Source organism: Proteus sp. G4380 (assembly GCF_963885725.1).
Lineage (GTDB): Bacteria > Pseudomonadota > Gammaproteobacteria > Enterobacterales > Enterobacteriaceae > Proteus > Proteus mirabilis.
Map to the genome: position 1 here is coordinate 1 of NZ_CAWPAV010000051.1, position 25906 is coordinate 25906.

At 39.7% G+C, this 25906-nt stretch carries 21 protein-coding genes; 6 read left to right on the forward strand and 15 right to left on the reverse strand.

Going from position 1 to position 25906, the window contains the following annotated elements; genetic code table 11:
- Positions 1-247: 247 nt before the first annotated feature.
- Positions 248-1165, forward strand: coding sequence for a ribonuclease Z (gene rnz / locus AACU98_RS04175; protein ID WP_017827388.1), 918 nt, complete (start codon positions 248-250; stop codon positions 1163-1165).
- An 82-nt stretch (positions 1166-1247) separates the two neighbouring features.
- Here rnz and AACU98_RS04180 read toward each other — a convergent pair whose 3' ends face one another.
- On the reverse strand, positions 1248-1922 hold the full coding sequence (locus tag AACU98_RS04180) for a DUF421 domain-containing protein (protein ID WP_004244944.1): 675 nt from the start codon (positions 1920-1922) through the stop codon (positions 1248-1250).
- 279 nt (positions 1923-2201) lie between these two features.
- Here AACU98_RS04180 and AACU98_RS04185 point away from each other — a divergent pair, with 279 nt between their 5' ends.
- Complete coding sequence (locus tag AACU98_RS04185; protein ID WP_004247317.1) at positions 2202-2837, forward strand: hypothetical protein; 636 nt, start codon at positions 2202-2204, stop codon at positions 2835-2837.
- Between the two features lie 368 nt (positions 2838-3205).
- Positions 3206-5209, forward strand: coding sequence for a choline BCCT transporter BetT (betT, locus tag AACU98_RS04190; protein WP_004244946.1), 2004 nt, complete (start codon positions 3206-3208; stop codon positions 5207-5209).
- A 70-nt stretch (positions 5210-5279) separates the two neighbouring features.
- On the opposite strand, the gene hpaR is transcribed toward betT, so the two are convergent.
- Positions 5280-5717 carry a homoprotocatechuate degradation operon regulator HpaR gene (hpaR, locus tag AACU98_RS04195; protein ID WP_004244947.1) on the reverse strand — a complete coding sequence of 146 codons (438 nt, stop codon included), beginning with the start codon at positions 5715-5717 and terminating at the stop codon, positions 5280-5282.
- A gap of 276 nt (positions 5718-5993) precedes the next feature.
- Positions 5994-6185 (reverse strand): hypothetical protein, encoded by a 192-nt coding sequence (locus AACU98_RS04200; RefSeq protein ID WP_004252455.1) that lies wholly within the window; start codon positions 6183-6185, stop codon positions 5994-5996.
- A gap of 107 nt (positions 6186-6292) precedes the next feature.
- Between AACU98_RS04200 and hpaC the strand changes: the two genes are divergently transcribed.
- The 3 genes from hpaC (at position 6293) to AACU98_RS04215 (ending at position 9392) form a co-directional block, all read left to right on the forward strand.
- On the forward strand, positions 6293-6811 hold the full coding sequence (hpaC, locus tag AACU98_RS04205) for a 4-hydroxyphenylacetate 3-monooxygenase, reductase component (protein ID WP_004247315.1): 519 nt from the start codon (positions 6293-6295) through the stop codon (positions 6809-6811).
- A gap of 623 nt (positions 6812-7434) precedes the next feature.
- The gene (gene dtpB / locus AACU98_RS04210; protein ID WP_004244950.1) at positions 7435-8913 is read left to right on the forward strand and encodes a dipeptide/tripeptide permease DtpB; all 1479 of its coding nucleotides are present in this window, start codon (positions 7435-7437) and stop codon (positions 8911-8913) included.
- A gap of 266 nt (positions 8914-9179) precedes the next feature.
- Positions 9180-9392: a TM2 domain-containing protein gene (locus tag AACU98_RS04215; protein ID WP_004244951.1), complete on the forward strand. Its 213-nt coding sequence runs from the start codon at positions 9180-9182 to the stop codon at positions 9390-9392.
- Between the two features lie 90 nt (positions 9393-9482).
- Here the strand turns inward: AACU98_RS04215 and fbaA are convergent, their stop codons facing one another.
- From fbaA to AACU98_RS04275, 12 genes are all read right to left on the reverse strand, one after another.
- Positions 9483-10562, reverse strand: coding sequence for a class II fructose-bisphosphate aldolase (fbaA, locus tag AACU98_RS04220; RefSeq protein WP_161735592.1), 1080 nt, complete (start codon positions 10560-10562; stop codon positions 9483-9485).
- Between the two features lie 64 nt (positions 10563-10626).
- On the reverse strand, positions 10627-11790 hold the full coding sequence (gene pgk / locus AACU98_RS04225) for a phosphoglycerate kinase (protein WP_004247314.1): 1164 nt from the start codon (positions 11788-11790) through the stop codon (positions 10627-10629).
- Between the two features lie 102 nt (positions 11791-11892).
- Positions 11893-12912 carry an erythrose-4-phosphate dehydrogenase gene (gene epd / locus AACU98_RS04230; protein ID WP_004244954.1) on the reverse strand — a complete coding sequence of 340 codons (1020 nt, stop codon included), beginning with the start codon at positions 12910-12912 and terminating at the stop codon, positions 11893-11895.
- A gap of 258 nt (positions 12913-13170) precedes the next feature.
- A complete protein-coding gene (gene tkt, locus AACU98_RS04235; protein ID WP_134940006.1) occupies positions 13171-15165 on the reverse strand; it encodes a transketolase in 1995 nt (664 codons plus the stop codon).
- Between the two features lie 336 nt (positions 15166-15501).
- Positions 15502-15888 (reverse strand): transcriptional regulator, encoded by a 387-nt coding sequence (locus AACU98_RS04240; protein ID WP_227201502.1) that lies wholly within the window; start codon positions 15886-15888, stop codon positions 15502-15504.
- Between the two features lie 62 nt (positions 15889-15950).
- Positions 15951-17078: an ABC transporter substrate-binding protein gene (locus tag AACU98_RS04245; protein ID WP_004247313.1), complete on the reverse strand. Its 1128-nt coding sequence runs from the start codon at positions 17076-17078 to the stop codon at positions 15951-15953.
- Positions 17079-17098: 20 nt separating this feature from the next.
- On the reverse strand, positions 17099-18301 hold the full coding sequence (locus AACU98_RS04250) for an MFS transporter (protein ID WP_161735594.1): 1203 nt from the start codon (positions 18299-18301) through the stop codon (positions 17099-17101).
- A gap of 1 nt (position 18302) precedes the next feature.
- Positions 18303-19460: an NAD/NADP-dependent octopine/nopaline dehydrogenase family protein gene (locus tag AACU98_RS04255; RefSeq protein ID WP_161735596.1), complete on the reverse strand. Its 1158-nt coding sequence runs from the start codon at positions 19458-19460 to the stop codon at positions 18303-18305.
- Positions 19457-20473: a PLP-dependent cysteine synthase family protein gene (locus AACU98_RS04260; protein WP_004244961.1), complete on the reverse strand. Its 1017-nt coding sequence runs from the start codon at positions 20471-20473 to the stop codon at positions 19457-19459. Before AACU98_RS04260 ends, AACU98_RS04255 begins: the two co-directional genes overlap by 4 nt.
- 11 nt (positions 20474-20484) lie before the next feature.
- Positions 20485-21888 (reverse strand): Y4yA family PLP-dependent enzyme, encoded by a 1404-nt coding sequence (locus AACU98_RS04265; protein ID WP_161735598.1) that lies wholly within the window; start codon positions 21886-21888, stop codon positions 20485-20487.
- A gap of 11 nt (positions 21889-21899) precedes the next feature.
- Complete coding sequence (locus AACU98_RS04270; protein ID WP_161735600.1) at positions 21900-24011, reverse strand: TonB-dependent receptor; 2112 nt, start codon at positions 24009-24011, stop codon at positions 21900-21902.
- A 10-nt stretch (positions 24012-24021) separates the two neighbouring features.
- A complete protein-coding gene (locus AACU98_RS04275) occupies positions 24022-25905 on the reverse strand; it encodes an IucA/IucC family protein (RefSeq protein WP_161735602.1) in 1884 nt (627 codons plus the stop codon).
- Position 25906: the final 1 nt, after the last annotated feature.

Below are 25906 nucleotides of genomic sequence, written 5' to 3' on the forward strand. Positions count from 1 at the left end.
AAAAAAATAAACAAATTAAGAATATGCCCCATTCATTCTGTTTGTATAAAAACAGATACATTTAAATCGTTAATCAGAGAAATTTAATTTTAGTAAATAAAGTATATTATCTTTTATTCACACTATTATTCATATCAACTTTAATGAGAAGATTATCTTAATCACAGTTGCAGAATTTTATTTAGTTTAGATACCATTACGATTAAGATGAATGTTAAAAATTCACCATGGAGATCAGGATTTCATTATGGAACTTACCTTTTTAGGCACTAATGCAGGCGTACCTTCTAAAGATCGCAACGTCACCAGTATGGTGCTTGATTTACAAAATAAACAAAAAAGTCTGTGGATGTTCGATTGTGGAGAGGCGACCCAGCATCAGATCTTACATAGCCATGTAAAGCTATCACGCATTAATAAGATTTTTATTACCCATTTACATGGTGATCATATTTTTGGTTTACCCGGACTACTCTGTAGCCGTTCAATGGGGGGCACAGAAAACCCGTTAACCATTTATGGGCCTACAGGCATTAAGGCATTTATAGAAACAGCCCTTACATTAAGCCAATCTTATCTCACTTACCCTTTAGATATTATTGAAATAGAACAAGATGGTTTTCTTTTTGAAGAAGAAGGTATACGTGTAAGTTGTGGCGCATTATCACATCCTGTCCCCTGCTTTGGTTATCGTCTAGAAGAAGACAATAAACCAGGTAAACTCAATGCTGACAAGCTAGAGGCAGAGAATATCCCTAGAGGCCCTTGGTATAAATTATTAAAACAAGGGAAAACCGTTACACTACCTGATGGACGGATCATAGATGGAAAAGATTATCTAAGCACAGAGATCAAAGGCCGTTGTATTGTGATTTTTGGCGATACACAACCAACGCCTAATGCAGTTAAACTTGCTGAGAATGCCGATGTTATTGTCCATGAAGCAACCTTTAAACATGACATGGCTGATAAAGCCAATAGTCGTGGACATTCAAGTACCATACAGGCAGCTGAGTTAGCCAAAAAGGCGAATGCTAAGCGACTAATCATTACCCATATCAGTAGTCGCTATTCACCTAAAGAAACCCCCGAGCTATTAGCGGAATGTCATACTGTATTTGGCAATACACAAATCGCCAGTGATTTTGAGACATTCAAACTTTAACTAATACTAAATCAAAATAGAGCAACGATAGCGACTCTTGAGATAGTATTAATCGTTGCTTTTATTCTTTCACAGGATATTGCTACTCAGCAGTCGGAATGAAATCGTGTTTGATCTTACCGTCTTGCAAAATGAAATTGACTTTACCATCCCAAAATTCGGCTAAAAAAACATCTTCTGGGTTATCTATATGTTGTTTTTTCATCTCTTCGTTTAACCAATTTTCATCTCGTTCTATCTGCTCAAGTTCAGAAGTTCGGATAACACCATCTTTCATAATAATGATAGAGGGCATTTTAGCACCATCACACACTACCGTTATTTGTCCATCAGGTTCAATTTGAGCATAATTAACTTCTTGAAAAGAATGAATTCCTTGGGCATGTAACCTAGAGGTGATATTAAGAATATCAATCTTATTTTTCTTCTCAGTAATGTTTTCCATAATAAATCTTCCCTTTTTAATAATCGGGATCGGATTACCTATCGCTACTGCTCGGAAAAAATTAAATTTTTTACTGATATAATTGAGAAAAGAAATAAAAAATACACCTATCAAAAAGACAATAACATATTGGTAAAGCGGGATTGCATCTGTGTAAATAACCCCTCCCATAATCCCCCCTAAAACAAAATTACCAATAAAATCAATGGGAGTTAGTTGAGAGAGTTGTGTCTTCCCTGAAATATTCATATGAGCCAAAATTATTGTAAAACCAATAATAAACTTGATAACCACAAGCAGATAATATTCCATTTCTTAAGCACCTTTGCAAAACGATTCACACTGTAATTATAAAGCATAAAACATACCATTGAGAGAAATCTGACAGATATTAACCTTACAAATCTAATATATTTGACTAGTGGTAATCACTTAATATACTTAACCTTGTTGATTTTCAGACTCTCACTATACTTATTTTATTGGGAGTTAAGATAATATATAAAATATCAACTCAATAACCTCTCGCTTTTAATACTAGTTATGCGAGATATCATCGATATGTTTTGGATACATTCTCTGGAGAGAAACATGAACAAAAAATTACTGGCATCTTTAATTCTAGCAGGTCTTGTTACCATTACAGCAGGTTGTGATGATTCATCGAAAAAAGTGGATGAAGGTATTGATAAAGCAAAAGAGACAGCAACCCAAGTAAATGAAACGGCTCAAGACAAAGCAAAAGAATTAACAGATCAAGCTAAAGAAAAAGCCGCTGATTTAAAAGAGAGTGCATCAGCGACAGCTGACGAATTAAAACAAGATGCGGCCAAGCTAAAAGAGCAAGCTGAAGATAAAGCTGCAGAGCTTAAAGCACAAGCCGATCAAAAAACCGATGCATTAAAAGAGAGCATTGCACAAAAAACAGATGAACTAAAAGATTCTGCAAGTGCAAAAGCAGATGAAATCAAACAAAGTTTAAATAATGAAAGTGACAAACTGGCTGGTAAAGCAGAAGAAGTGAAACAAAACGCGAATACCACTGCAGATAACTTAAAACAAAATGCTAGCGACAAAGCAGCGCAACTAAAAGAAGATGCGGCTAAAACCAGTGATGATGTAAAACAGCAAGCGCAAGATACTAAAGATAAAGCGCTTGATAAAGCCGATGAGCTCACCGATCAAGCAAAGCAAAAAATTGATTCTCTAAAGGCTGATAATAAATAATTTCATTTCAGAAATTTTGATGTTGAAAAAGCCAGTAATATTTTACTGGCTTTTTTTGTGCAAAAAACAAACAGGAGTTGATCGATTAAGCAAAAAATGTAACCATACTATCCTTTTTTCAACAGGAGAAACCTATTAAAGCGTCAAGACGCTGACTAAAAACATATGATAATAAATTGATTTAATTGTAATTTTCTTCACCTTACGGAAAAATATAATTTATTTCCGTTCTTTTATAAAGCTTCAAGATCATCTGATGTTTTATTCAAATTTTCTTACAAACTTTTCTTTCCTAGCGATACCACTAACATGCTAGATTGCAATATCGAAAAGTCTTGTCTAAGAAAAATAACAAAAATAGGTTAACTATGAGCCAACAAAATGAAATCACACCAAAAAAAATTAGGATGAAAATTAATCCTCCCGTATTTTACACCTCCGCAATACTTATTATGCTCGTCGTAGGGTTTTCAGCGCTATTTCCTGAACTCGCTAATGACAAGCTAGGGCACCTTCAGGAAAACCTTTTCACCAACGCGAGCTGGTTTTATATTTTAGCCGTAGCATTGGTTTTGCTGAGTGTGACTTATTTAGGGCTATCGCGCTTTGGCGAAATAAAATTAGGCCCTGATCATGCTCGTCCACATTTTAGCTATTTTGCTTGGTTCGCGATGCTGTTTTCAGCAGGTATGGGTATTGGGCTGATGTTCTTTGGTGTCGCAGAACCCGTTATGCACTATTTAATGCCACCCACAGGGGATGCGCAGACGATTGAAGCCGCCAAAGAAGCTATGCGTTTAACTTTCTTCCACTGGGGATTACATGCTTGGGCTATTTACGCCATCGTGGCATTAATTCTGGCGTTTTTTAGCTACCGCCATGGTTTGCCATTAACGTTACGTTCCGCCCTTTATCCTATCATTGGCGACCGTATTTATGGCCCTATTGGGCATGCGGTAGATATTTTTGCTGTGATGGGCACCGTATTTGGTGTCGCAACTTCACTGGGTTTTGGTGTTCTACAAGTTAATGCCGGTTTAAACCATCTATTCGATATTCCAATTAATCCAACCGTGCAAGTGGTTTTAATTGTTGTTATCACCGGGCTTGCTACTATTTCGGTTGTCTCTGGATTAGAAAAAGGTATCCGTTTTTTATCCGAGCTTAACCTTGGTTTAGCCGTTATTCTTCTTTTATTAGTCATTATTCTTGGCCCTACTGTATTGATTTTAAAATCGTTTGTTGAAAATACAGGGGGCTATTTATCAGAAATAGTGAGTAAAACGTTTAATCTTTATGCCTACGAGCCAAAATCAAGTGATTGGTTAGGTGGATGGACACTGCTTTATTGGGGCTGGTGGTTATCGTGGTCGCCTTTTGTCGGTATGTTTATTGCACGGATCTCCCGTGGTCGTACTATTCGTGAGTTTGTTGTCGGCGTACTCTTTGTTCCAGCTGGCTTTACCTTACTTTGGATGACTGTCTTTGGTAATACCGCTATCTATTTAATTAAAGATAAAGGTGCAGAAGTTCTTGCGAATATAGTACAACAAGATGTGTCATTAGCACTGTTTGAATTCTTAAATTATTTTCCATTCTCATCAGTGCTTTCCTTTGTCGCAATGCTGATGGTCATTGTCTTTTTTGTCACCTCAGCAGACTCCGGTGCAATGGTGGTTGATACCCTAGCGTCAGGAGGAGATTCAGAAACCCCTGTATGGCAACGTATCTTCTGGGCTGCATTAATGGGTATTTCAGCCATTACCTTGTTATTGGCAGGAGGTTTATCAGCATTACAAACTGTCACCATTGCCAGTGCGTTACCATTTGCCATCGTGCTATTGGCATCAATTTATGGATTAATTAAGGCATTGCGAGTGGATGTTTATAAGCGAGATAGCCAACAGATGACGACTATCGCCCCACCGGCTAGCCGTAATCCTATTCCTTGGCAACGTCGATTAAGAAATATTGCTTATTTTCCTAAACGTTCACATGTAAAACGTTTTATGGAAGAAGTCGTTAATCCTTCCATGGAAATGGTGTCGGCTGAATTAAGCAAACAAGGTATTCAATGCTATATCCATGACGAAGAAGAAGATCGCATCGGCTTTGAAGTGGACTTAGGTGAGGATATGAACTTCTTTTATGAAGTACGATTACGATTCTATACTCAACCCGCTTTCGCGCTAGCCGGCTTAACAGATGAAGAAAAAGATGAAGAGCATAAATACTATCGTGCTGAAATTCATCTCAAAGAAGGTGGGCAAGATTACGATGTCATGGGCTGGACAAAAGAACAAATTATTCATGACATTCTCGATCAGTATGAAAAACATATTCACTTCTTACACGTATTAGGTAAAAGGTAATTTCACCTATTACATAAAAACAAAAGAGATGATGGTATAACATCATCTCTTTTTTCTTGGTGCACACATGTTATTTTTCAGTTGAATGACTATTTTCTGGATTTAACGCTATCAGTTCTTTCAGTAAGATAGATAAATGTTGCAGTTTTTCTGTAGAAAACTTTTGTTCGAGTAATTGGTACCCTTCTTCTATCTTAGGCTGGATTTTATCATATAAATTTTGCCCATTGGTTGATAGAGAAACGAATAATTTACGTTGATCACTCACTGGTTTTAATCGACAAATTAGCTCATCTCTTTCCATTCTAATCAAAATACCTGTCAAACTTGGACGCAGGATACAGGTTTTTTGTGCTAATTCGTGAAAATCGATAGAGCGCTTATCAGCAAGAACTCGGATGATCCGCCACTGCTGCTCTGTCAGATTATGCTCTTTAAGAACGGGGCGAAAAAATCCCATCGCAGATTCCCGTGCTTGCAATAGCGCGATTGTTAATGACTCATGCATAATCAGAAGCTCTTTATTGATAGATAAATTGATGAAAAATCACTCAATCTAGCCGGTGAAAATTATAACTCGTTATAGTTATAAATGAATAATATTCTAAGAATAGACTTTTTATTACAATTAATCATATTAACAAATAAATAAACTTGACTCAATTTCTAACATTTTAGGCTATTTTAGCAATTGATGACCTTAGTGCTTTTCTCAGACAAAACGCGTAATATCCCCAAAAAATAACAGGATAATATGTGTCATTTCGTGTTATTTATCAGCAAACTAGGCTAAACCCCCTGATTTACCTATCGCTTTTCTTGACTTATTAGGAATAATAACAACCAGCGATAAGGTTGTCTCACGACTTTTTGAGATAAAGTTAACAGGTTGTAACAAAGAAAGATTGATCTCTTGGCTAATGCGAGGTAGCGTTACGGCTTTAAATTCACACAGCAAAGAAATCAGCAAGATCATTACAACTTTGTGAAGCGGCACTAGTTAGATAAATTCTGATTTTCTAACTAATGGTTATTTTAAGTGAAGACGCCCACAGATGAGAAGTCTGGCAGTAGGAGTAAAAAATGTCTGATGAAAAACAGGCTAACCCACTTTTTCGGGATGCAATGGCAAGCTTAGGTGCTGCCGTTAATATTGTCGCAACTAATGGTGATGCAGGATGCTGTGGTTTAACAGCAACAGCTGTATGTTCAGTTACCGATACTCCACCGACAGTGATGATTTGCATCAATAGTAAAAGCCAAATGAATAGTACGTTTCAAGAAAATGGCAAATTAAGTATCAATATTTTAAATCATGAACAAGAAGAGATGGCTTGCCATTTTGCCGGTATGACAGGTCTGGCAATGGCTGATCGCTTTACCCAACCAGGATGGCAATATGGCGCATTGCAGCAACCGATATTAACCAATGCACTCGCTAGCCTAGAAGGTGATATTTACGATGTACGCCAAGTAGGTACTCACTTTGTTTATATGGCTGAGATAAAAAATATTGCGGTTCGAGAAGATGGCGATGGCTTAATTTATTTTAAGCGTCGCTTCCATCCCGTTAAACATAAATTAGTCACAACCACCGCTTAATTAGCTAATATTAAAAACAAAAACGCACTTTATTATTTTGAAGAGGGTATCAATTTAAATCCTTCATTATTAATAAAGGCGTTTTTATTACCTTTGTTAAATTTTAAATAATTACCCGCACTTCATGCATATTTATTTCATTTTATCCTAAAATAGAGCTATCAGCGTTTTATTAAACTATTTTTAACATCTGTTTGTTATAAAAGAAATTATTAAAATTATAAGAAAACTTTTTCTTTAGAAAATCAATTAGTCACGATATAAATAACCCTTCCACTCTATTTTTATGCTTATATTTTATCAGCTTTATTAAGCTTAAAATATAAACAAAATAGGCTCTTTTTGGTGATTATTTATACCAAAGATCAATTAAATCGCTTTAATTGAAAATAAATTAATGACTATTTTTTTCAATCTGGTATTAATCTTACTAACAGTGTGATCAACCTTTGAGAAGTCATTCTATCAATATATTAGTCTACCGGACTTACTGATCACCATCTTAAATTTGCAAACATCACTCTAAATACAACAGATAATGTTATCAGGGTGTAACATTCATCGTGAATTTGAGTAAATAGCATCGTTGTTGAAAATAAATAATAATTAGGGGCATTAAAGATATGGATAAACCCGCTAAAGTCGGTTTATTACAACAGCCTAAACCATTCTTTATGATTTTCTTTGTGGAATTATGGGAACGTTTTGGTTACTACGGCGTACAAGGTATTCTTGCCGTTTATTTTGTTAGTAAACTCGGATTCTCTCAAGAACAAGCTTTTATTACTTTTGGTGCATTCTCCGCATTAGTTTATGGGCTTATTTCTATTGGTGGTTATGTTGGTGACCATCTATTAGGTACTAAACGAACCATTGTTTTAGGGGCTATCGTATTGGCTATCGGTTATTTTATGACCGGCATGTCAATTATGTATCCTAATTTAATCTTTTATGCTTTAGCCACTATCGCAGTAGGTAACGGTTTATTTAAAGCAAACCCAGCAAGCCTATTAGCTAAATGCTATAAACCTAAAGATCCCCGTCTTGATGGTGCATTTACACTATTTTATATGTCGATTAATGTTGGTTCATTAATCTCCTTATCTATTGCCCCCGTTCTTGCCGATCGCTACGGCTATGCACTGACTTATAATATTTGTGGTATCGGCTTAATAATGGCCATATTGGTCTATTTTTTCTGCCGTAAAATGGTCGTGAATATTGGTTCTGAGCCAGATCACCTGCCAATGAATTTCAACAAACTGCTATTAGTTATTGCAGGCTCTGTCGCTATGGTCTTTATTTGTGCATGGTTGTTGCACAATGTGATGATTGCTAACATCGTTTTAATCAGCTTGTCTATTGTTGTGGTTATCATTTATTTTCGTGAAGCCTTTAAACAAAAAGACAGAGTGGCACGTAATAAAATGTATGTTGCATTTGTTCTGATGTTAGAAGCTGTTATTTTCTATATTCTCTACGCTCAGATGCCAACCTCACTTAACTTCTTTGCTATCCATAATGTTCACCATACCCTGTTAGGCTTTGATATTAACCCGGTGAGTTTCCAAGCATTAAATCCATTTTGGATCATTATTGCCAGCCCTATCTTAGCAATGGCTTATAGCCATTTTGGCGCGAAAGGCAAAGATTTATCCATGCCGGCAAAATTTACCACAGGTATGCTTTTATGCTCATTAGGCTTCCTAACCGCTGCCGCTTCAGGTATGTGGTTTGCTGATGCTCAAGGCTTAACATCACCTTGGTTTGTTGTACTGATTTATCTCTTCCAAAGTCTAGGGGAATTGATGATCAGTGCATTAGGCTTAGCGATGATTGCCGCTTTTGTACCGCAATATATGATGGGCTTTATTTTAGGTATGTGGTTCTTAACACAAGCGACGGCTTACCTGTTAGGAGGCCATGTAGCAACCTTTACCGCCCCACCTGAAGGTATTACCGATCCACTACAAACACTGCCTATTTATACTGATGTGTTTGGCAAAATCGGTATCGTTACCTTAGTGGTTGGCTTGATTATGTGGGCAACAGTACCTTTACTAAACCGCATGATGAAAGAAGAGAGTAAAATGATTAAGTAAATAAAATAAGCAAACACCTTTGCTTATCACAGACAAAGCGCCTAGAAAGGCGCTTTTTTATCTCTTATAAAAACGCTTAGCGATTAAATCTTCTACAACCTTAATCTTTTATTATTTATGATTAGTGATCTTCTCTTTTTTTCTTTTTTCTGGTTTTAATCTATCTTATAAATAGTACCTTTAATTGAAACTGACAATATTTAGCATTGTCTAATAATCAATATTCATGATTAAAAACCAATGATTGGTAATAGGAGCAGATATTAATGAATGATAAAAATAAGCTAGCAGCCGCATTATTAGCTATTTTTCTTGGTGGGCTAGGAATACATAAATTCTATCTTCGTAAAGTAGGAATGGGGATTTTATATCTCATTTTTTGCTGGACGGGGATACCCGCTATTATCGGTTTTATTGAAGGAATTTATTATCTGTGTATTTCAGACCAAACCTTTAATGACAAATATAACCGAAACTAAATAGCCCAATACCATCGTACCTAGTGCTAACAACCAACAAAAAACCCGCATACTAAGCGGGTTTTTTAGGTGTATTACAATAAAATTGTATTACAGAACATCAATCGCATTTAGCTCTTTAAATGCTTGCTCTAAACGAACAACCATTGATGTTTGACCATGACGTAACCAGTTACGTGGATCATAGTATTTCTTGTTAGGTTTATCAGCGCCTTCTGGATTACCTAATTGGCTTTGTAAATAGCCTTCGTTCTTTTTGTAGAACTGTAAGATACCGTTCCAAGTTGCCCATTGAGTATCGGTATCGATATTCATTTTAACAACACCGTAGCTTACAGCTTCTTTGATTTCTTCTGCAGATGAACCAGAACCACCGTGGAAAACAAAGTTTAAGCTATTGTGTGGCAGATTGTATTTCTCTGACACATAGTCTTGTGAGTTACGAAGAATTTTTGGTGTTAATTGAACGTTACCTGGTTTATAAACGCCGTGAACATTACCAAATGATGCAGCGATAGTGAAACGTGGGCTGATAGCATTTAGTTTTTCATAAGCGTAAGCAACGTCTTCAGGTTGGGTATATAGCGCAGAGCTATCCATACCTGTGTTATCAACGCCATCTTCTTCACCACCAGTACAGCCTAATTCGATTTCTAAAGTCATATCGATTTTAGCCATACGCGCTAAATATTTAGAACAGATTTCAATATTTTCTTCTAATGACTCTTCTGATAAGTCAATCATATGAGAAGAGAATAGTGGTTTACCTGTTTTCGCATAGTGTTTTTCACCTGCATCTAACAGACCATCAATCCAAGGTAACAGTTTTTTCGCACAGTGGTCAGTGTGTAAAATAACAGGAACACCATAGTATTCTGCCATTTGGTGTACATGGTGAGCACCAGAAATAGCCCCTAGGATAGCCGCTTGTTGTGGCGCTTCAGCTTTAAGACCTTTACCTGCGATAAATGCAGCACCACCATTAGAGAATTGAACAATAACAGGAGAACGCACTTTCGCAGCTGCTTCTAATACAGCATTAATTGAGTCTGTACCTACGCAGTTAACTGCAGGCAGAGCAAAATTATTTTCTTTTGCTACTGCAAATACTTTTTGTACATCATCACCAGTGATGACACCCGGTTTTACGAAATCAAAAACTTTAGACATGTAATAAGATCCTATATTTGGAACAGGCAGAGTTTTACACTCTACCTGTATGAGCGTGACTTAATTACTGTTTAGCGCGTTCTTCCAGCATAGCAACCGCAGGAAGTTTTTTACCTTCTACGAATTCTAAGAAAGCACCACCACCGGTTGAAATGTAAGAGATTTTATCTGCGATATCAAATAAATCGATAGCCGCTAATGTATCACCACCGCCAGCGATAGAGAAAGCATCACTATCAGCAATCGCTTTAGCAATCACTTCAGTACCTTTACGGAAGTTAGGGAATTCAAAGACACCCACAGGGCCATTCCACAGAATGGTTTTGGCGTTTTTCAGGATTTCAGCTAAACGTTCAGCCGTCACATCACCGATATCTAATACTTGTTCATCATCTTTGATGTCATTTGCTGATTTCAGTACAGCTGGCGCTGTTTCTGAGAATTCTGTCGCGACACGGACATCTGTTGGTACTGGAATATCGCATTTTTCCATTAATTTTTTCGCATCGTCAACAAGGTCTGCTTCATATAATGAACGACCTACAGAATGACCTTCTGCTGCGATAAAGGTGTTAGCAATACCACCACCAACGATTAATTGGTCAGCAATTTTTGATAATGAATCTAAAACTGTTAATTTAGTAGATACTTTAGAGCCACCAACGATAGCCACCATTGGACGCTCTGGTTTATCTAATGCTTTGCCTAATGCTTCAAGCTCTGCTGATAACAGAGGACCCGCGCAAGCGATATCCGCAAACTTAGCAACACCGTGTGTTGACGCTTGAGCACGGTGAGCCGTACCGAATGCATCCATGACAAAGACATCACATAATGCAGCATATTGTTTAGACAGCGTTTCGTCGTCTTTCTTTTCGCCTTTATTAAAACGGACGTTTTCAAGTACAACTAATTCACCTGCATTAACATCAACACCGTTTAAATAGTCTTTTGCTAGGCTAACGGGTGCAGATAATTTCTCTTTCAGATAGTCAACAACTGGTTTTAAAGAGAACTCTTCGTTGTACTCACCTTCAGTAGGACGGCCTAAGTGTGAAGTTACCATAACTTTAGCGCCTTGTTTTAAAGCCGCTTCAATAGTCGGTAATGAAGCACGAATACGTGCATCTGAAGTTACTTTTCCATCTTTCACTGGAACGTTCAGGTCAGCACGAATTAGTACTCGTTTACCGGCCAGGTCTAAATCGGTCATCTTAATTACAGACATGATGAATCCTCTCATTGATTCTCTAAAATTTAGTAATCTTCTGTTCAGTACCGCGCATTATCACATAATGTGCTATTGCTGAGTACCGTCATTAATACATGATTATTTAAAACCAGTTGCAGCCATAGCTAACGTCGTATCAAGCATTCGGTTAGCAAAGCCCCATTCATTATCACACCAGACTAACGTTTTAATCAGATGCTGCCCACTGACTCTAGTTTGTGTACCATCAACAATGGCACTATGAGGGTCGTGGTTAAAATCTGTTGAGACTAATGGCAATTCTGTGTAATCCACTATACCACGAAATGCGCCAGTTGCTGATTTTTGAATTAACTTATTGACATCTAACACATTTACAGCATTTTTTACCGTGACACTTAAATCAATTGCTGTCACATTAATTGTAGGAACTCGTACAGAAATTGCCTCGAAATGATCTTTAAATTTCGGGAAAATCCGTGTAATACCGGCAGCTAATTTGGTATCAACCGGAATAATCGATTGTCCTGCGGCTCGTGTACGACGTAAATCTTTATGATATGCATCAATAACAGGTTGATCATTCATCGCAGCATGGATTGTCGTCACTGTACCTGACTCTATACCAAAAGCATCATCCATCATTTTAATAATCGGGATAATACAATTTGTGGTACAAGAGGCATTAGAGACGATGCGGTGCTGTTTTTTCAGTTCATGTTGATTAACACCGAATACCACCGTAGCATCAAGATCTATCGTTCCCGGATGAGAAAAGAGCACTTTCTTTGCCCCTTGAGCAATATGCGCCTCACCATCGGCACGAGATCCATAAACGCCACTACAATCAAGTACCACATCAATACCTAACTCACCCCAAGGTAAGTCTGCAATATCGGCATGATGGAAAAGACGGATTGCATCATCACCTACTTGCAATAAGTCATTATTAACACGAATATCCCAAGCAAAACGACCATGGCTTGAGTCATATTTAAGCAAATGAGCAATACCTGTCGCATCAGCCAATTCATTTATTGCAACAACGCTTATTTCAGCCCGCTTTCCAGATTCATAAAGCGCTCTTAACACATTACGCCCTATTCGACCAAAACCGTTAATAGCAACTCTAATTGTCATGTAACTTCCTTGATAACTCGTAATTATGCAACCGCCTAGAATAATCGAGCAATTGACTAATCAACAACGATAAATCAAGTAAAACTAAAAAATGTGCGGTCACCGACATTTTTAGCACAACTGAAACGGTTCAGCTTATTGGTATTCAGATTACGAGAAATGAGAGAAAATCGCAATAGCAAAAAAAGGGGGAAGCATAAAAAAAGAGCACATCTGAGAAATTATTCCCAAAAATGTGCTCTTGTTAACATTTATTGATTATTTAAGTAGAGTTTTTGCCTGTGTAACCACATTTTCAACAGTAAAACCAAACTCAGCAAACAGTTCGTTTGCAGGAGCAGATTCACCGAAGCTATGCATACCGACAATCACACCATCAAGACCAACATATTTAAACCAGTAATCCGCGATACCCGCTTCAATAGCAACACGAGCTTTAACCGCTGCAGGTAATACTGCTTCACGATAATCAGCATCTTGTTTATCAAATGCATCTGTTGCTGGCATTGAAACCACACGGACTTTACGGCCTTCTGCTGTTAATTGATCGTAAGCATTAACAGCTAATTCAACTTCAGAACCCGTAGCAATAAAGATAAGTTCAGGTGTACCGTCACAATCTTTCAGGATATAACCACCCTTCTCGATATTAGCCAGTTGCTCTGGAGTACGTGGCTGTTGAGCAAGGTTTTGACGAGAGAAGATGAGCGCAGTTGGACCATCTTTACGCTCAACAGCGTATTTCCATGCTACTGCTGACTCAACTTGGTCACATGGGCGCCATGTACTCATATTTGGTGTTACACGCAGACTTGCCATTTGCTCAACAGGTTGGTGAGTAGGACCATCTTCACCTAAACCGATAGAGTCATGGGTATAAACAAAGATACTGCGGATTTTCATCAGTGCAGCCATACGTACCGCATTACGTGCATATTCCATAAACATCAGGAAGGTAGCGCCGTAAGGAACAAAACCACCGTGTAATGCAATACCATTCATAATGGCAGACATACCGAATTCGCGAACACCATAATGGATGTAGTTACCGGCTTTATCTTCATTTAATGCTTTAGAGCCAGACCACATAGTTAAGTTACTTGGTGCAAGGTCAGCAGAGCCACCCATAAACTCAGGTAAAACTTTACCAAACGCTTCTAATGTATTTTGTGATGCTTTACGGCTAGCAATACTCACTGGGTTATGTTGCAACTGCTCAATAAAGGCTGTTGACTCTTTTTCCCAATTTGCAGGTAATTCGCCAGACATACGACGTTTAAATTCAGCTGCTAATTCAGGGAATTGTGCTGCATACTCAGCAAATTTAGCGTCCCACGCAGCTTCTTTTGCTTTACCAGCTTCTTTAGCATCCCACTCTTTGTAGATCTCTTGTGGAATTTCAAAAGGACCATACTCCCAGCCCAGAGCTTTACGAGTTTCTGCAATTTCTGCATCACCTAATGGTGAACCGTGAGAATCGGCAGTGCCTGCTTTATGAGGAGAACCAAAACCAATGGTGGTTTTGCAAATTAACAGTGAAGGCTTATCAGTAATTTGTTGTGCGGTTTCAATCGCAGCTTTAATACTCGCTGCATCATGACCATCAATACCACTAATAACATGCCAGCCATACGCTTCGAAACGTTCAGCAGTATTATCAGTAAACCAACCATGTACTTTACCATCAATAGAAATGCCATTGTCATCGTAAAATGCAATCAGTTTACCTAACTGTAAAGTACCTGCTAAAGAGCATACTTCGTGAGAGATACCTTCCATCATACAACCATCACCCATAAAGGCGTAGGTGTAGTGATCTACGATATCGTGACCAGGACGGTTAAATTGAGCCGCTAATGTGCGTTCTGCGATCGCAAAACCTACTGCGTTAGCAATCCCTTGACCTAAAGGACCCGTGGTAGTTTCAACACCTGGGGTATAACCATATTCTGGGTGACCCGGTGTTTTAGAATGCAGCTGACGGAAATTTTTTAGATCATCTAAAGAAACTTGATAACCAGACAGATGTAATAAGCTATAAATCAGCATTGAAGCATGGCCGTTAGATAAAACAAAACGGTCACGATCTGCCCAGTGAGGATTAGTTGGATTATGATTTAAAAAATCACGCCATAATACTTCTGCAATATCAGCCATGCCCATAGGTGCACCAGGGTGCCCTGATTTGGCTTTTTGCACTGCATCCATGCTTAAAAAACGGATCGCATTTGCAAGGGTTTTACGAGTGGTCATTTTCTACTCCAAGTCGGATAAAAAGCATCTAGATAGCTGATTCTCTCAATGCGGGCAAAAAACCGCAATATAAAAAATCCACAAAGGTGGCTATCGTAATCAGTGAAAATCAATAATTCTTTGATTTAAACAGCATTTATTACGATAAACGCGGGAAATAACATTACACCACCACATTGTTGCGCAACAAAAATGAAAAATGACTTTTATTTGCGCAATTAAGAAGTATCTTATTAAACCTTAGCTTGATACGACTAATCAAGCTAAAATTACGTTGCTGTTTTATCCATCAAATCAAATAAATACTAAGCTATTTAATTTTCCCGCTGTTAATGGTCACCTACCAACACCTAACTTGAAAACATTCAGATGATTACTGGCTATTTTTTCAACTAACTGTTCAAGCGGAAAATTAACGGCCGGAAGGCTTGGAGAAAATAGATGTCGAGTAGTTTTATAAGGGAAAATATTACCTTGCTTTAATATCTGCTCCCTTATTCTTAATGGGCTAAACGCTCGTCCATTCTGCCAATCATACACAGTTATGCGTGTATCAGTGTAATCAAGCAACACACAAGGAATATAAGTGAGAGCAAGATGATGAGCGACTTGATACCTATGATTACCGTCCATAATAATTCCGGTCTCTTTTTCAATGGGTATAGGTGTTGTCCATCTTTGGCAACGGACTATTTCCTTAGTTAAAGCTTCAACATGAGCCATGTTGACTTCTTCTGAAGGACGGAGCAAGGCAATGGGATATAACACGACATCATACTCCATATTTACCTCCCCTCTTTTTCCAAATCAATCATATATCCCGGCTGATATGAGATGGGTAGAAATTCTTGATGTAAACGACGGAATGTGTCATCAGGATCAAGATCAGCAAATAATTGGGGATGTATCCACTTAGCTAGCTGCTGGATAGCAATAACATCATAGGGACTATTATAAAACTGATGCCAAATAGCAAAAAATGCTCCACGACGGCGAGCGTTACTATCAACATAAGCAGGGCGAGTCGTAAACCATGCGAGTCGGTGTTTTGATTGTTGAATATTAATCCCCGGCCCAAGTGGGATCCACTTTCCACCCGGCACAAATGCCTGAAAATTGCCGCTGGTAATAATCACAATATCGGGATTTGCAACAACCACTTTTTCTGGATTTAGCGTAAAAAAGGTTCCCGGAGCAAGATTGTCGGCAATATTATCCCCCCCCGCTATTTTAACAAAACGGCCAAAACTCCCTTTACCAAAGGTCATACAGCACTCTTCTGAATAGCCCCCAAGACGCTCTAAAAATACTTTTGGCAATGCCCCCTGTAATTGTTCAACTCGAGATGTCACTCGTTGTAACTCTTTATCACGGAATGTTAAATAAGCTTCTGCGCGATCTGGTTGGCCAAATAATTTACCAAATAACGTCACTGTTGGAGGAATGTGTGCAATAGGATCATAGCGAAAGTCGACATAAACAATGGGAATACCCGCTCGGGCTAATGCTGCTTCGTGTCCAGCATCAACAATAGTATTGCGTGCGTCCATATTCATGATGATGACATCAGGTTGCAGATTAATCGCCTGCTCTATATCAAACGTTCCTTGTTCGCTGCCACCAAAGGTAGGGATTTTTGCCAACTGTGGAAATTGTTGTCGGTACTGCTGCCATGTGGCAGGATCGGACTGTATTAAATCTTTTCGCCAAGCGACTATCCTTTGTGCTGGATTTTCTTTATCAAACATAGCCACTAAATAAAGCTGTCGTCCTTCCCCCAAAATGACGCGCTGTACCGGCAATTTGACATTCACGGTTCTGCCAAGTAGATCAGTAACAGGTGTTACAACTTGCTGTGAGTAAGCCATTGATGAATACAACAATACAATAGAAAATATAAATCGTAATATCATGATTAATAACCTATTTTTGGTTAGTGTTTTTTTGAAGAGTAACTCATTTTCAGCGTAATAATTAAAGTAATGCAATACATCACCGCCACACACAAAAACAACGTGGACAACCCAGGCCAAACAAGTATTCCGCCCCCCAGCGCAATACCAACCATAGAGGCAAACTGGCTAATACTTTGCACCAGCCCCAAAATATAACCCTGTTTACTTTCAGCGGTTGAGCGAGATATCAATGCGGTTAATACTGGCGTTGTTGCCCCAAGAAGAATGCCCCACAAAAAATAAAGTCCGATAAACCAGCTTATTTCTCTTACTGCTGCTAGCAGTAAGGTCACAATAAAACATCCCGCAATGATCCCCACCATTCGATAGAGTGCGTGAAATATGTTGTGTGCTTCAAACCATCTTGCCCAGAGGGCGGCTGAGACAATCACACCTGTAGCCTGCAATCCGTAAGCGACCCCTGTTAACCAGTTAGGGGCATTAAATACGCTACTGACATAAAGAGAAAAAGGGGTTTGTGTGATCATGCGGCTCACTAATAACAAACCCAGTATGGTAAGTAAGCCAACAATGACGCTGTGGTTAATTGATGATATCGCTTTTGCTTTATTTGTTGAGGAAGTGACGCAATTGGATGAAGCGTGGCGCGGTAAATCATTCGGTAATATGAAAAAAACCAGTAGTGCACATAACGTACAAATGATAAATGCCCCGAAATTTATCCAAAAGAAACTCAGTAAATCGAGGATCGCCCCACCAGCAATGACTCCAGCTAACGATCCTGCATTGGTAGATACTTGTAACCATGCCAAAAGCCGAGTACGTTGTACTACGGGGATCATGGCAATACCATAAGCTTGAGCTGGTGCAATATACCCCGCACAAGTTCCCTGTAAAAAACGTAGTAGCAGTATTACCCAGACATCATTGGCAAAAGCGAGCCCCAATTGCGTTAATGCCAGCCCCATCAGTGCACGGATCATCATCACTTTATTGCCAGTTTTATCGCCTATTCGTCCCCAAAAGGTACTGGTTAGCATAACGCCCAACATAGGTGCGATATACACGCCGGTTCCCACGATACTCAGTAGCTCTGTCGACGCCATACTTTCGAGATGAAGCGGCCAAAAAGGGCCACTCATTTCCATGGCTCCCATTGAGAGTAGCTGTACGATAAATAAAAACTGGACAATAAAAATGACACTGCCGGTAACACGCATACTATTTCACCCTTATTATTGGCCAATCCATTGGGATCTGAGGGTGAGGCAAATTTCCTCCCATATAACCACAACACCAATCATATATTTCTCTTATATAGGGTGTTGGCACTCGAAGACGTTCTCCAAGAGCAACAAGAAGCGCTAGTCCATAGGCAATGTCTTCCTGAAAAACCCGATGTTGTTTGTCAAAAATATAACCATGGGATCGTGCTGTAGAAATAAGAGGTAAAGGAATACCCTGATAGGCCTTATTCGTTCGTAACACACTGAGTAATGTTCGCGGATCAGCAATTGAGTCCGCATATGCGGCTACTATTTCCTGCTGTAATGGTTGCACGGAACTGAGATTAATCCCCAATACAATTTCTGCTTTATTACATAACGCTTGATTCTCCCTATCACAGCGGGCAAGAAAATAGGCACCCAACTCAGGGCAATCGTTCCACCAACATGGAATGCTCTCAAAGGGCCTATTGTGCCACTGTCCCCATGGACCGATAAGGCCATAGATAACAGAGCTGTGCATAATAGGATTTCCAGGCGTTAGGGTAATTTCTAGATAATCGGTCAGTAGCGTAATAGGTGAGTCATAAAGTTGTTTGAGGTAATTGAGAAGAAGATTGGCATATTGCGGTTTTTCTCTTCCATGCACAGCTACATAGAGTTGTGATTTTCCGCCCCCCATTCTGACACTTTTTCCCGGTTGCAGATCAAATGCAATATGGGGAACATCTTTCATTCCCCATATAACAATATTGGGTGCATCGCCTAACGTTTTTTCAGCCAGCCAGTCAAAGCCAGCAAAACCGGGAATGGCGCCCACAAAGATGTTTTTATGTTTCGGCAGTATTGGCGCCATACGTTGAAGTAAACTTTCACGTACATGACTTGGTGTCGTAATAATGATGATATCTGCCTTAGAGCACGCCTCATCAATGGCTTCTGTCATCCTAACCGAACGGGTTTTAATAACTTGACCATCAGGCATCACCGCCTGAAGTTGATGATCATTTTCTTTATATGCTGTCACAGTTTCTGAGCGACTGCTGTAAAGAGTGACGTCAATCGCAGGATTTAAGCTAAATAAAATTGCCGCAAGATGCCCTGTACGACCGGCTCCACATAGTGTTACTCTCAATTTCTCATTTGGGATCATCTGCTATCCCCCAAACAAGTTGGCAAAGAAAACCAATTATCAAGTTGTTCCCAGACTGACTCCGATATTAGATTTCGCTCTTTAAGCCATGTGTCATTAAAAATCGTCTGCAGATATTTTTCACCACCATCGGCCATAGCAAGTGCAACATTTCCGCAAATTGTACTGTTATTAATCAACTCCAGCGCTTTATATACCACTCCCCCTGTAGAGCCACCAACCAGTAAACCAAAACGACGAGCAAGGTAACGAGCCGTTTCAAAAGCACACACATCAGAGACTTGTTCGCCATAATCAATACAACTGTAATCCAACACTAACCCCACTGTATCGCCTTGTGGGGTGCCTGTACCTGATTGATAGTATGGTTTACCGGGTTTTCCGAATACGATGGAGCCTTCCGGCTCTACGGCAATGGTTACAAGTTCTGGATTATGAACCCTTAATCCATGGGCTATCCCTGTCATAGAGCCACCCGTACCTACACATCCAACCCACGCATCAATTTTGCCTATCTGACTAATAAGTTCACGTACCAGATCTGCATATCCTCCCGCATTGGCTGCATTATCTGATTGATTCATAAAGATAGCGCCGGGAATTTCATTGGCGATTTCAGCCGCCATACGTTGGCGTTCCACAACAGCAACTTCATTTTCACCATAGTCGCCTTTAACGTAGCGGATCTCAGCACCCAAAGCGCGCATGATAGCAATTTTATCTTGGGCAGCATGGTGATCGACCACCGCGATAAATCGAAGCCCAAATTCGATAGCAGCGATTGCCAACCCAATGCCAGTATTTCCTGATGACGACTCCACAATTGTACTACCAGGCTTGATCTTTCCAGATTTCAGTGCCGCAACAACCATATTTCTCGCCATGCGATCTTTCATACTGCCTCCGGGATTATTTTTCTCCACTTTGATATAAAGACGCGTATCCGATTGCAGCAGCGGTAATTGAATGATAGGAGTATTACCAATTAAATCAGTTACTTTGCTAAAAACCATATTAAAAGTCCTTAATTATCAATGGTAAATATAGGTTTTTGATGTGAGTTTATGACCGCAGTTAATCTTGTGGGCAACGGATGCCGATGAAATTGATTTTCCAGTAAATCCATTTGGTAACCTGCGGTATTAGCAAATATCAGTAAATCACCTGGCTTTGGTAGGTGTGCAAAAGCGATCAAACGATTGGTGATAACATCGTCGTCCAAACAGCTATGGCCCGCAATCCAAGCATTTCCAGCAGAAGAAAGTGGCTGATGGTTATTTTGATAAATATGGAGAGGATCACTTAAGAATTCAGAATTAAACCACGTTTCACATGCACTAAAACTAGTTCCTTCGACAAAAATAACGTGTCCAACATGATCATATGGACGAACTCGACAGACACGAAATACACTGATCGCACTTTGATTAACCAAGCTCCTTCCGGGTTCAAGGCAAAGTGTTAATCCTTCCTCAATTAATGCATCACAAACTCTTTTACCTGTGGGATCGGCTCCGGTTAGAAACTCAGAGAGCCAGCCTTGGGCATTTATCTCTCCACCATATGGATAGAAAGAATCTGGAATTCGTCGAGTACGATAGTCTTTATGTGTTTGCGTAGAGAGCCATTTATTATAACAATGACTGTCTACATACTGAACAGGTAACCCTCCCCCAATATCGATAATATAAGGGGAGTAACCCAAAGCACGTGCGTAGCTAATCAAGGGTAAGGTATCAAAAAAAGCCCTGATCCTAGATACAGAAGAGTAACCACTCAGATGGAAATGGAATCCATCAACCTTTACTTGGTCACTATAATTAAGTTTCTCAAGCGCTGTCATGATCTCAGCGGATGACATACCAAAACGACTGATATGATTAGACTCAGGACGAAAACGCAGCAGTATACTTATACGTCCTGATGGACTTATCCACCTTGTAGCAAGGTGAATAAGCTCGTCCATCTCCTCAAGTGAATCAATAACAATCCGTGCCCCTTGCACTATTAACGCCTGTAAAAATGCCGTTGTTTTGGCAGGGCCTGTAGCACACAACTCTGTACCTCTACATCCCGCACGAATAGCATCGTTGAGTTCATATAGGCTAGATACATCCGCCCCAGTTCCCGCAGCAACAGCGGCTTGTAATAATGACTGTGATTTATTGACTTTAACCCCATAATACAAATTGGTTTGTATACCAAATGTTTTGGCGACTTCGACCATGGCATTAACGTTCTGCTCCACAGTATGAGGCCAGACAATATTAAGGGGTGAACCATATATCTGTGTTAAATGAACAAGGATATCAGGGGATGTCTCCAACCAACGGATAATAACCGGATCGATATAAGGGGGTAATGCTTGGGTTATAGCGATCTGCCAAGATTCATTTGCTCGGTAATAAGTATTTAACAACGAAGACATATGGAACCCTCTTAGAAGTCAACACTTACCGAGGCAAGGAAAGTACGTGGTGCTCCCTGTGCAATAGTGGTATATGACGCGACACCAGACCAGTAATGGTGATTAAATAGATTCTGTACATCAAAACGGAAAGTGGTAGGCGCACCATACACACGTGTTTTATAGGAGGCTCCCATATCTACCGTTGTCCAAGGATTGATAGACTGTGTATTTGCCTGATTGACATATTGCTTTGCGCTATAATTGACATAACTGTTTAATGACAATCCATGCAAAATAGGAAGGTCATATTCCACTCCCACATTTGCTTGTAGAGGAGAAACGCCAACGGGTTTGTTACCACGGATATCAGATTTAGGCGATTTGATAAGTTCGGCATCAATAAGAGAAAGATTGCCTGAGATTTGTAAATTATCCAGCACCTGCGCTGAAAGGTTAACTTCAACGCCACGATTTCGCTGCTCACTATTAGCATTAAATATATTATCAGTGCTGTCGATAGCACCACTAGGCTTGGTTATCTGGAAAAGAGCCAAACTGCTTTGTATTCCCGCGTTATCATACTTAACCCCAACTTCGTACTGTCGCGAGCGATAAGGACGCATCACTTGGCCGGCATTTTTTGCAAAACTCGGGGCTATATCACCTTTGCTTAACCCTTCAATATAGTTGGCATAGAGCGAAACAGACTCTAAAGGATGGTAAACCAGCCCCAACATTGGCGTCACCGCTGATTCATCATAAGTGGCCGAACGCTGTCCATTAGCCATAAAGTTATCGGCTTGCACTCTTTGCAAACGTATCCCGGGGATAATATCCACACTGCCATTCAATATGGTCATGATGTCCGAAACGGCAAAGCTAGTTAATTGACTAGAAGATACTTTGGGAACGCTTGCTGGAGACGATGGTAGGGTAACATCGACTTCTAATGGTGAATAAATATTAGAAATCACCTTTTGTTTTCCTACATTACCCGCAACAGCAAGGCGGTCATGATAATAGCTGGCCTGTAATGTCATCTGATGATCAATAGCGCCCGTTGAAAAATAACTTCTGACACCGGTTTCAAAAATATAACGATGTACATTAAAGCGATAATTAGTGATTGCCGATTCAACATCTCCATTGTCGTTAATAATCTTTGGGGTTTGCTCAGAGATACGTGAAACGATTGAACGACCACCACCGGCATTCATGAAGAGTGTTAGATTATCGTTAAGCTCGTATGAACTGTGCAGTAATACGCCCTGATCGCGGGTGTTCCACCACATCCCTTTTTGGGCAATATTGCGTCGACCATTAGGGGCCTTAGGAACATCGATACCCGCTAAGACAATAAAAGGACGATTAGGTGATTTGACATATTGATATTGATCGAATAAATCAACTGAAACAGTGAATCCATCTTTTCCATAGTCAAGAGCGAGTGCACCTAATGCCGTTTTTTTATGAGTATTATCAAGCGCCAAATCTCCACCACTACCACCACCATTAAATCGGACGCCCCACATTTCACCGTCTGGGGTTACCCACAATTTACCTACATCTATATAGGCACCAAGTTGATTATCAGATCCCCAAGTGGTGGTAATCTGTTTAGTTCCCTGACGAGTAGGTCTTTTCGTCACAGCGTTAACAACACCGCCAACGCCGCCATTGGGGGAGATACCATAAAGCCCCGCACCAGGCCCTTTTAGTAATTTTATTCGCTCTAAATATTGAGGTAATAACTGATAATTTGGCGCTACACCATAAACACCATTGAGGGCAACTTCACCAATATTACCTTCCCCGATAGGGAATCCTCGGATCATAAAGGAATCAAGAATACCACCTGACGGAGATGTCACTTGAACGGATGGATCATCTTTTATTACATCGCCAAGAGTTTTAGCCTGTCGTTGCTCAATATATTTCGAGGTATATCCTTTAATACTAAATGGAATATCTTGGATATCTTTATTTCCCAATAAACCTATGTTGGCTTGTTGTGATAACCTACCTTTAGTTTGGGGGTTAACGCGCTCTGCGTTAACAATAATTCTCTCTTCCGCGCTGACGAAATCAGGAATTAAACTTGCTGCAATAGTCAATGCTAAAAAATGTTTGTTTGTGATCATTATTATTCTCTCAGATCTTAGAGTTATCTACTTGTTCACCAGCTAACGGATTGTTAAGTCCATGCTGAAGACGGTAATCAGTATATTGCTGTAAATGCATGCTCATTAATGAGCGGGTATACCAAGGGTGGTGGAGAAAATGTTCACGCTCTTTGTGCCAAAAATCCGCCTCTACTCTGGGTTGAAGTGCTTTAAACACAAGTTCAAGCTCTTCGCCGATCACAGTCCATATGCGGGTATCAGGGATGTCATAAAGTTGAGTTAAACAAAGCGCAATTTCATGTAAATGGCTGACAAGACAAGCATCTACAACGAAGGTTCTGACAGGTTCAATATCATCTTCAAACACCGTGGGTAAAATGCCGGGCCAGATATAAGGTTGAAGCTCATAACCTTGCTGGCGCAGTGCAGGAGCCCAACTGCGTCCATCACCAAAATCACGAATAAGCATGGTGACCGCACGACCGGAATCATCAAACAAAACTTGCGTATTTTGTTGGTGTGCCTCAAGGGCAATGCCATAAATTAAATACATCGCTAAAACCGGTTTCAGTATGACTTTGGTATAATTACGAAACCATGTTTCAGGTAAGTCGCCTGATAATGCGATCAGCTCGCTGATAAGGGGTTGGGGTTTATGTGGGAGTTCAGTAAATAATGATGCAACTGTGATAGCGATTAAATTATCGTTTCTTTCCCATGCTTGCGTATCACGAAATACGACCGAGAGAAACTTACCTTCAGCGTCATCCATACGCACGTTATGACGAAAATGCCACGCCACTTCTTCTCGGAAAAAGTCCAGCTTGCCATCAAAATCCTTATCCACCCGCAAAATATCCTCAATAATCGTACTAATACGTGGCCCCATATGAATAGATTTGGCTTGAAGGCTGCGCATTTCGCTAGTCATCCAGATAGCAACAGGTAATTTGATAAAGGGTGATCTAGATGCGGTAGGAAGCATGGTTCTAAACGACATGGATGCCGCGGTCTCAAGTTGAGGGCCTAATGGTAGAAGAATGCCTTCATCTATTTCTTTTGAGAAATGCGCCATGATCCAGTGTTCAAGATGCCAAGGATGCAGAGGAATAGGTAACCATTTTTGTGGGTTTTGGTGTTGACTTGTAAGCCACTCACACCATTTATTCCAAACGGTTGGAAAAGCCGATGAAAACCATTGATGGATATCCTGAATATGGGGCATCTTCTCACAATAAACCATATCGGTTTGTATGGCTGCGATACGCAGATTAACTCGTGCACCAAATTCAGCTGATAGTGCGACAATATCATCATCGCTTAAACCGGGTCTAGACTTCCAAGTCGGGTAATATGAATGACCTTCAAGAGCGCCCCACTGATCGAGAAAAGTTGCACCATCACGCTGACTGTAATGACGTGTTATCCATTCAATAAAACAAGATATTCCCTCTTGTGCCATCTCGTTAGAAATCGTATCCCGCCACTTTGACCGATGTGCTCTAGCTAATCGATCATTATGGATACTGTTTGCTACATCTTTATTGAATTTTGTCATTCCCTCCGTTGTAGGGGTGAAACTAAGTTCGTTTTTCAGTATCCCCATAAGTTCTTCATGGGATTGCACCATTCGGTGGTGGCCATCCATTGATTTAAGGATAATATCACCGCGATTAATAACTGTATTTGCAGGAAAAACGGTCGTTTGATTAAATTGAAGGATATGTATCCCATCAGAAAGCGGGTACTTAACGTTATTTTCATCATTGAAAACTTGCAGTTTATTATCATCCAATAATTTTTCTGCAAAAAGACAGCGAATGATACGAGCAAAGGCATTACGTGTTGAAAAATCTGTTTGTATAGCAGTTTGTTGCCCTGCAATACTCTTTTTCTCTACCGTCTCCATCATT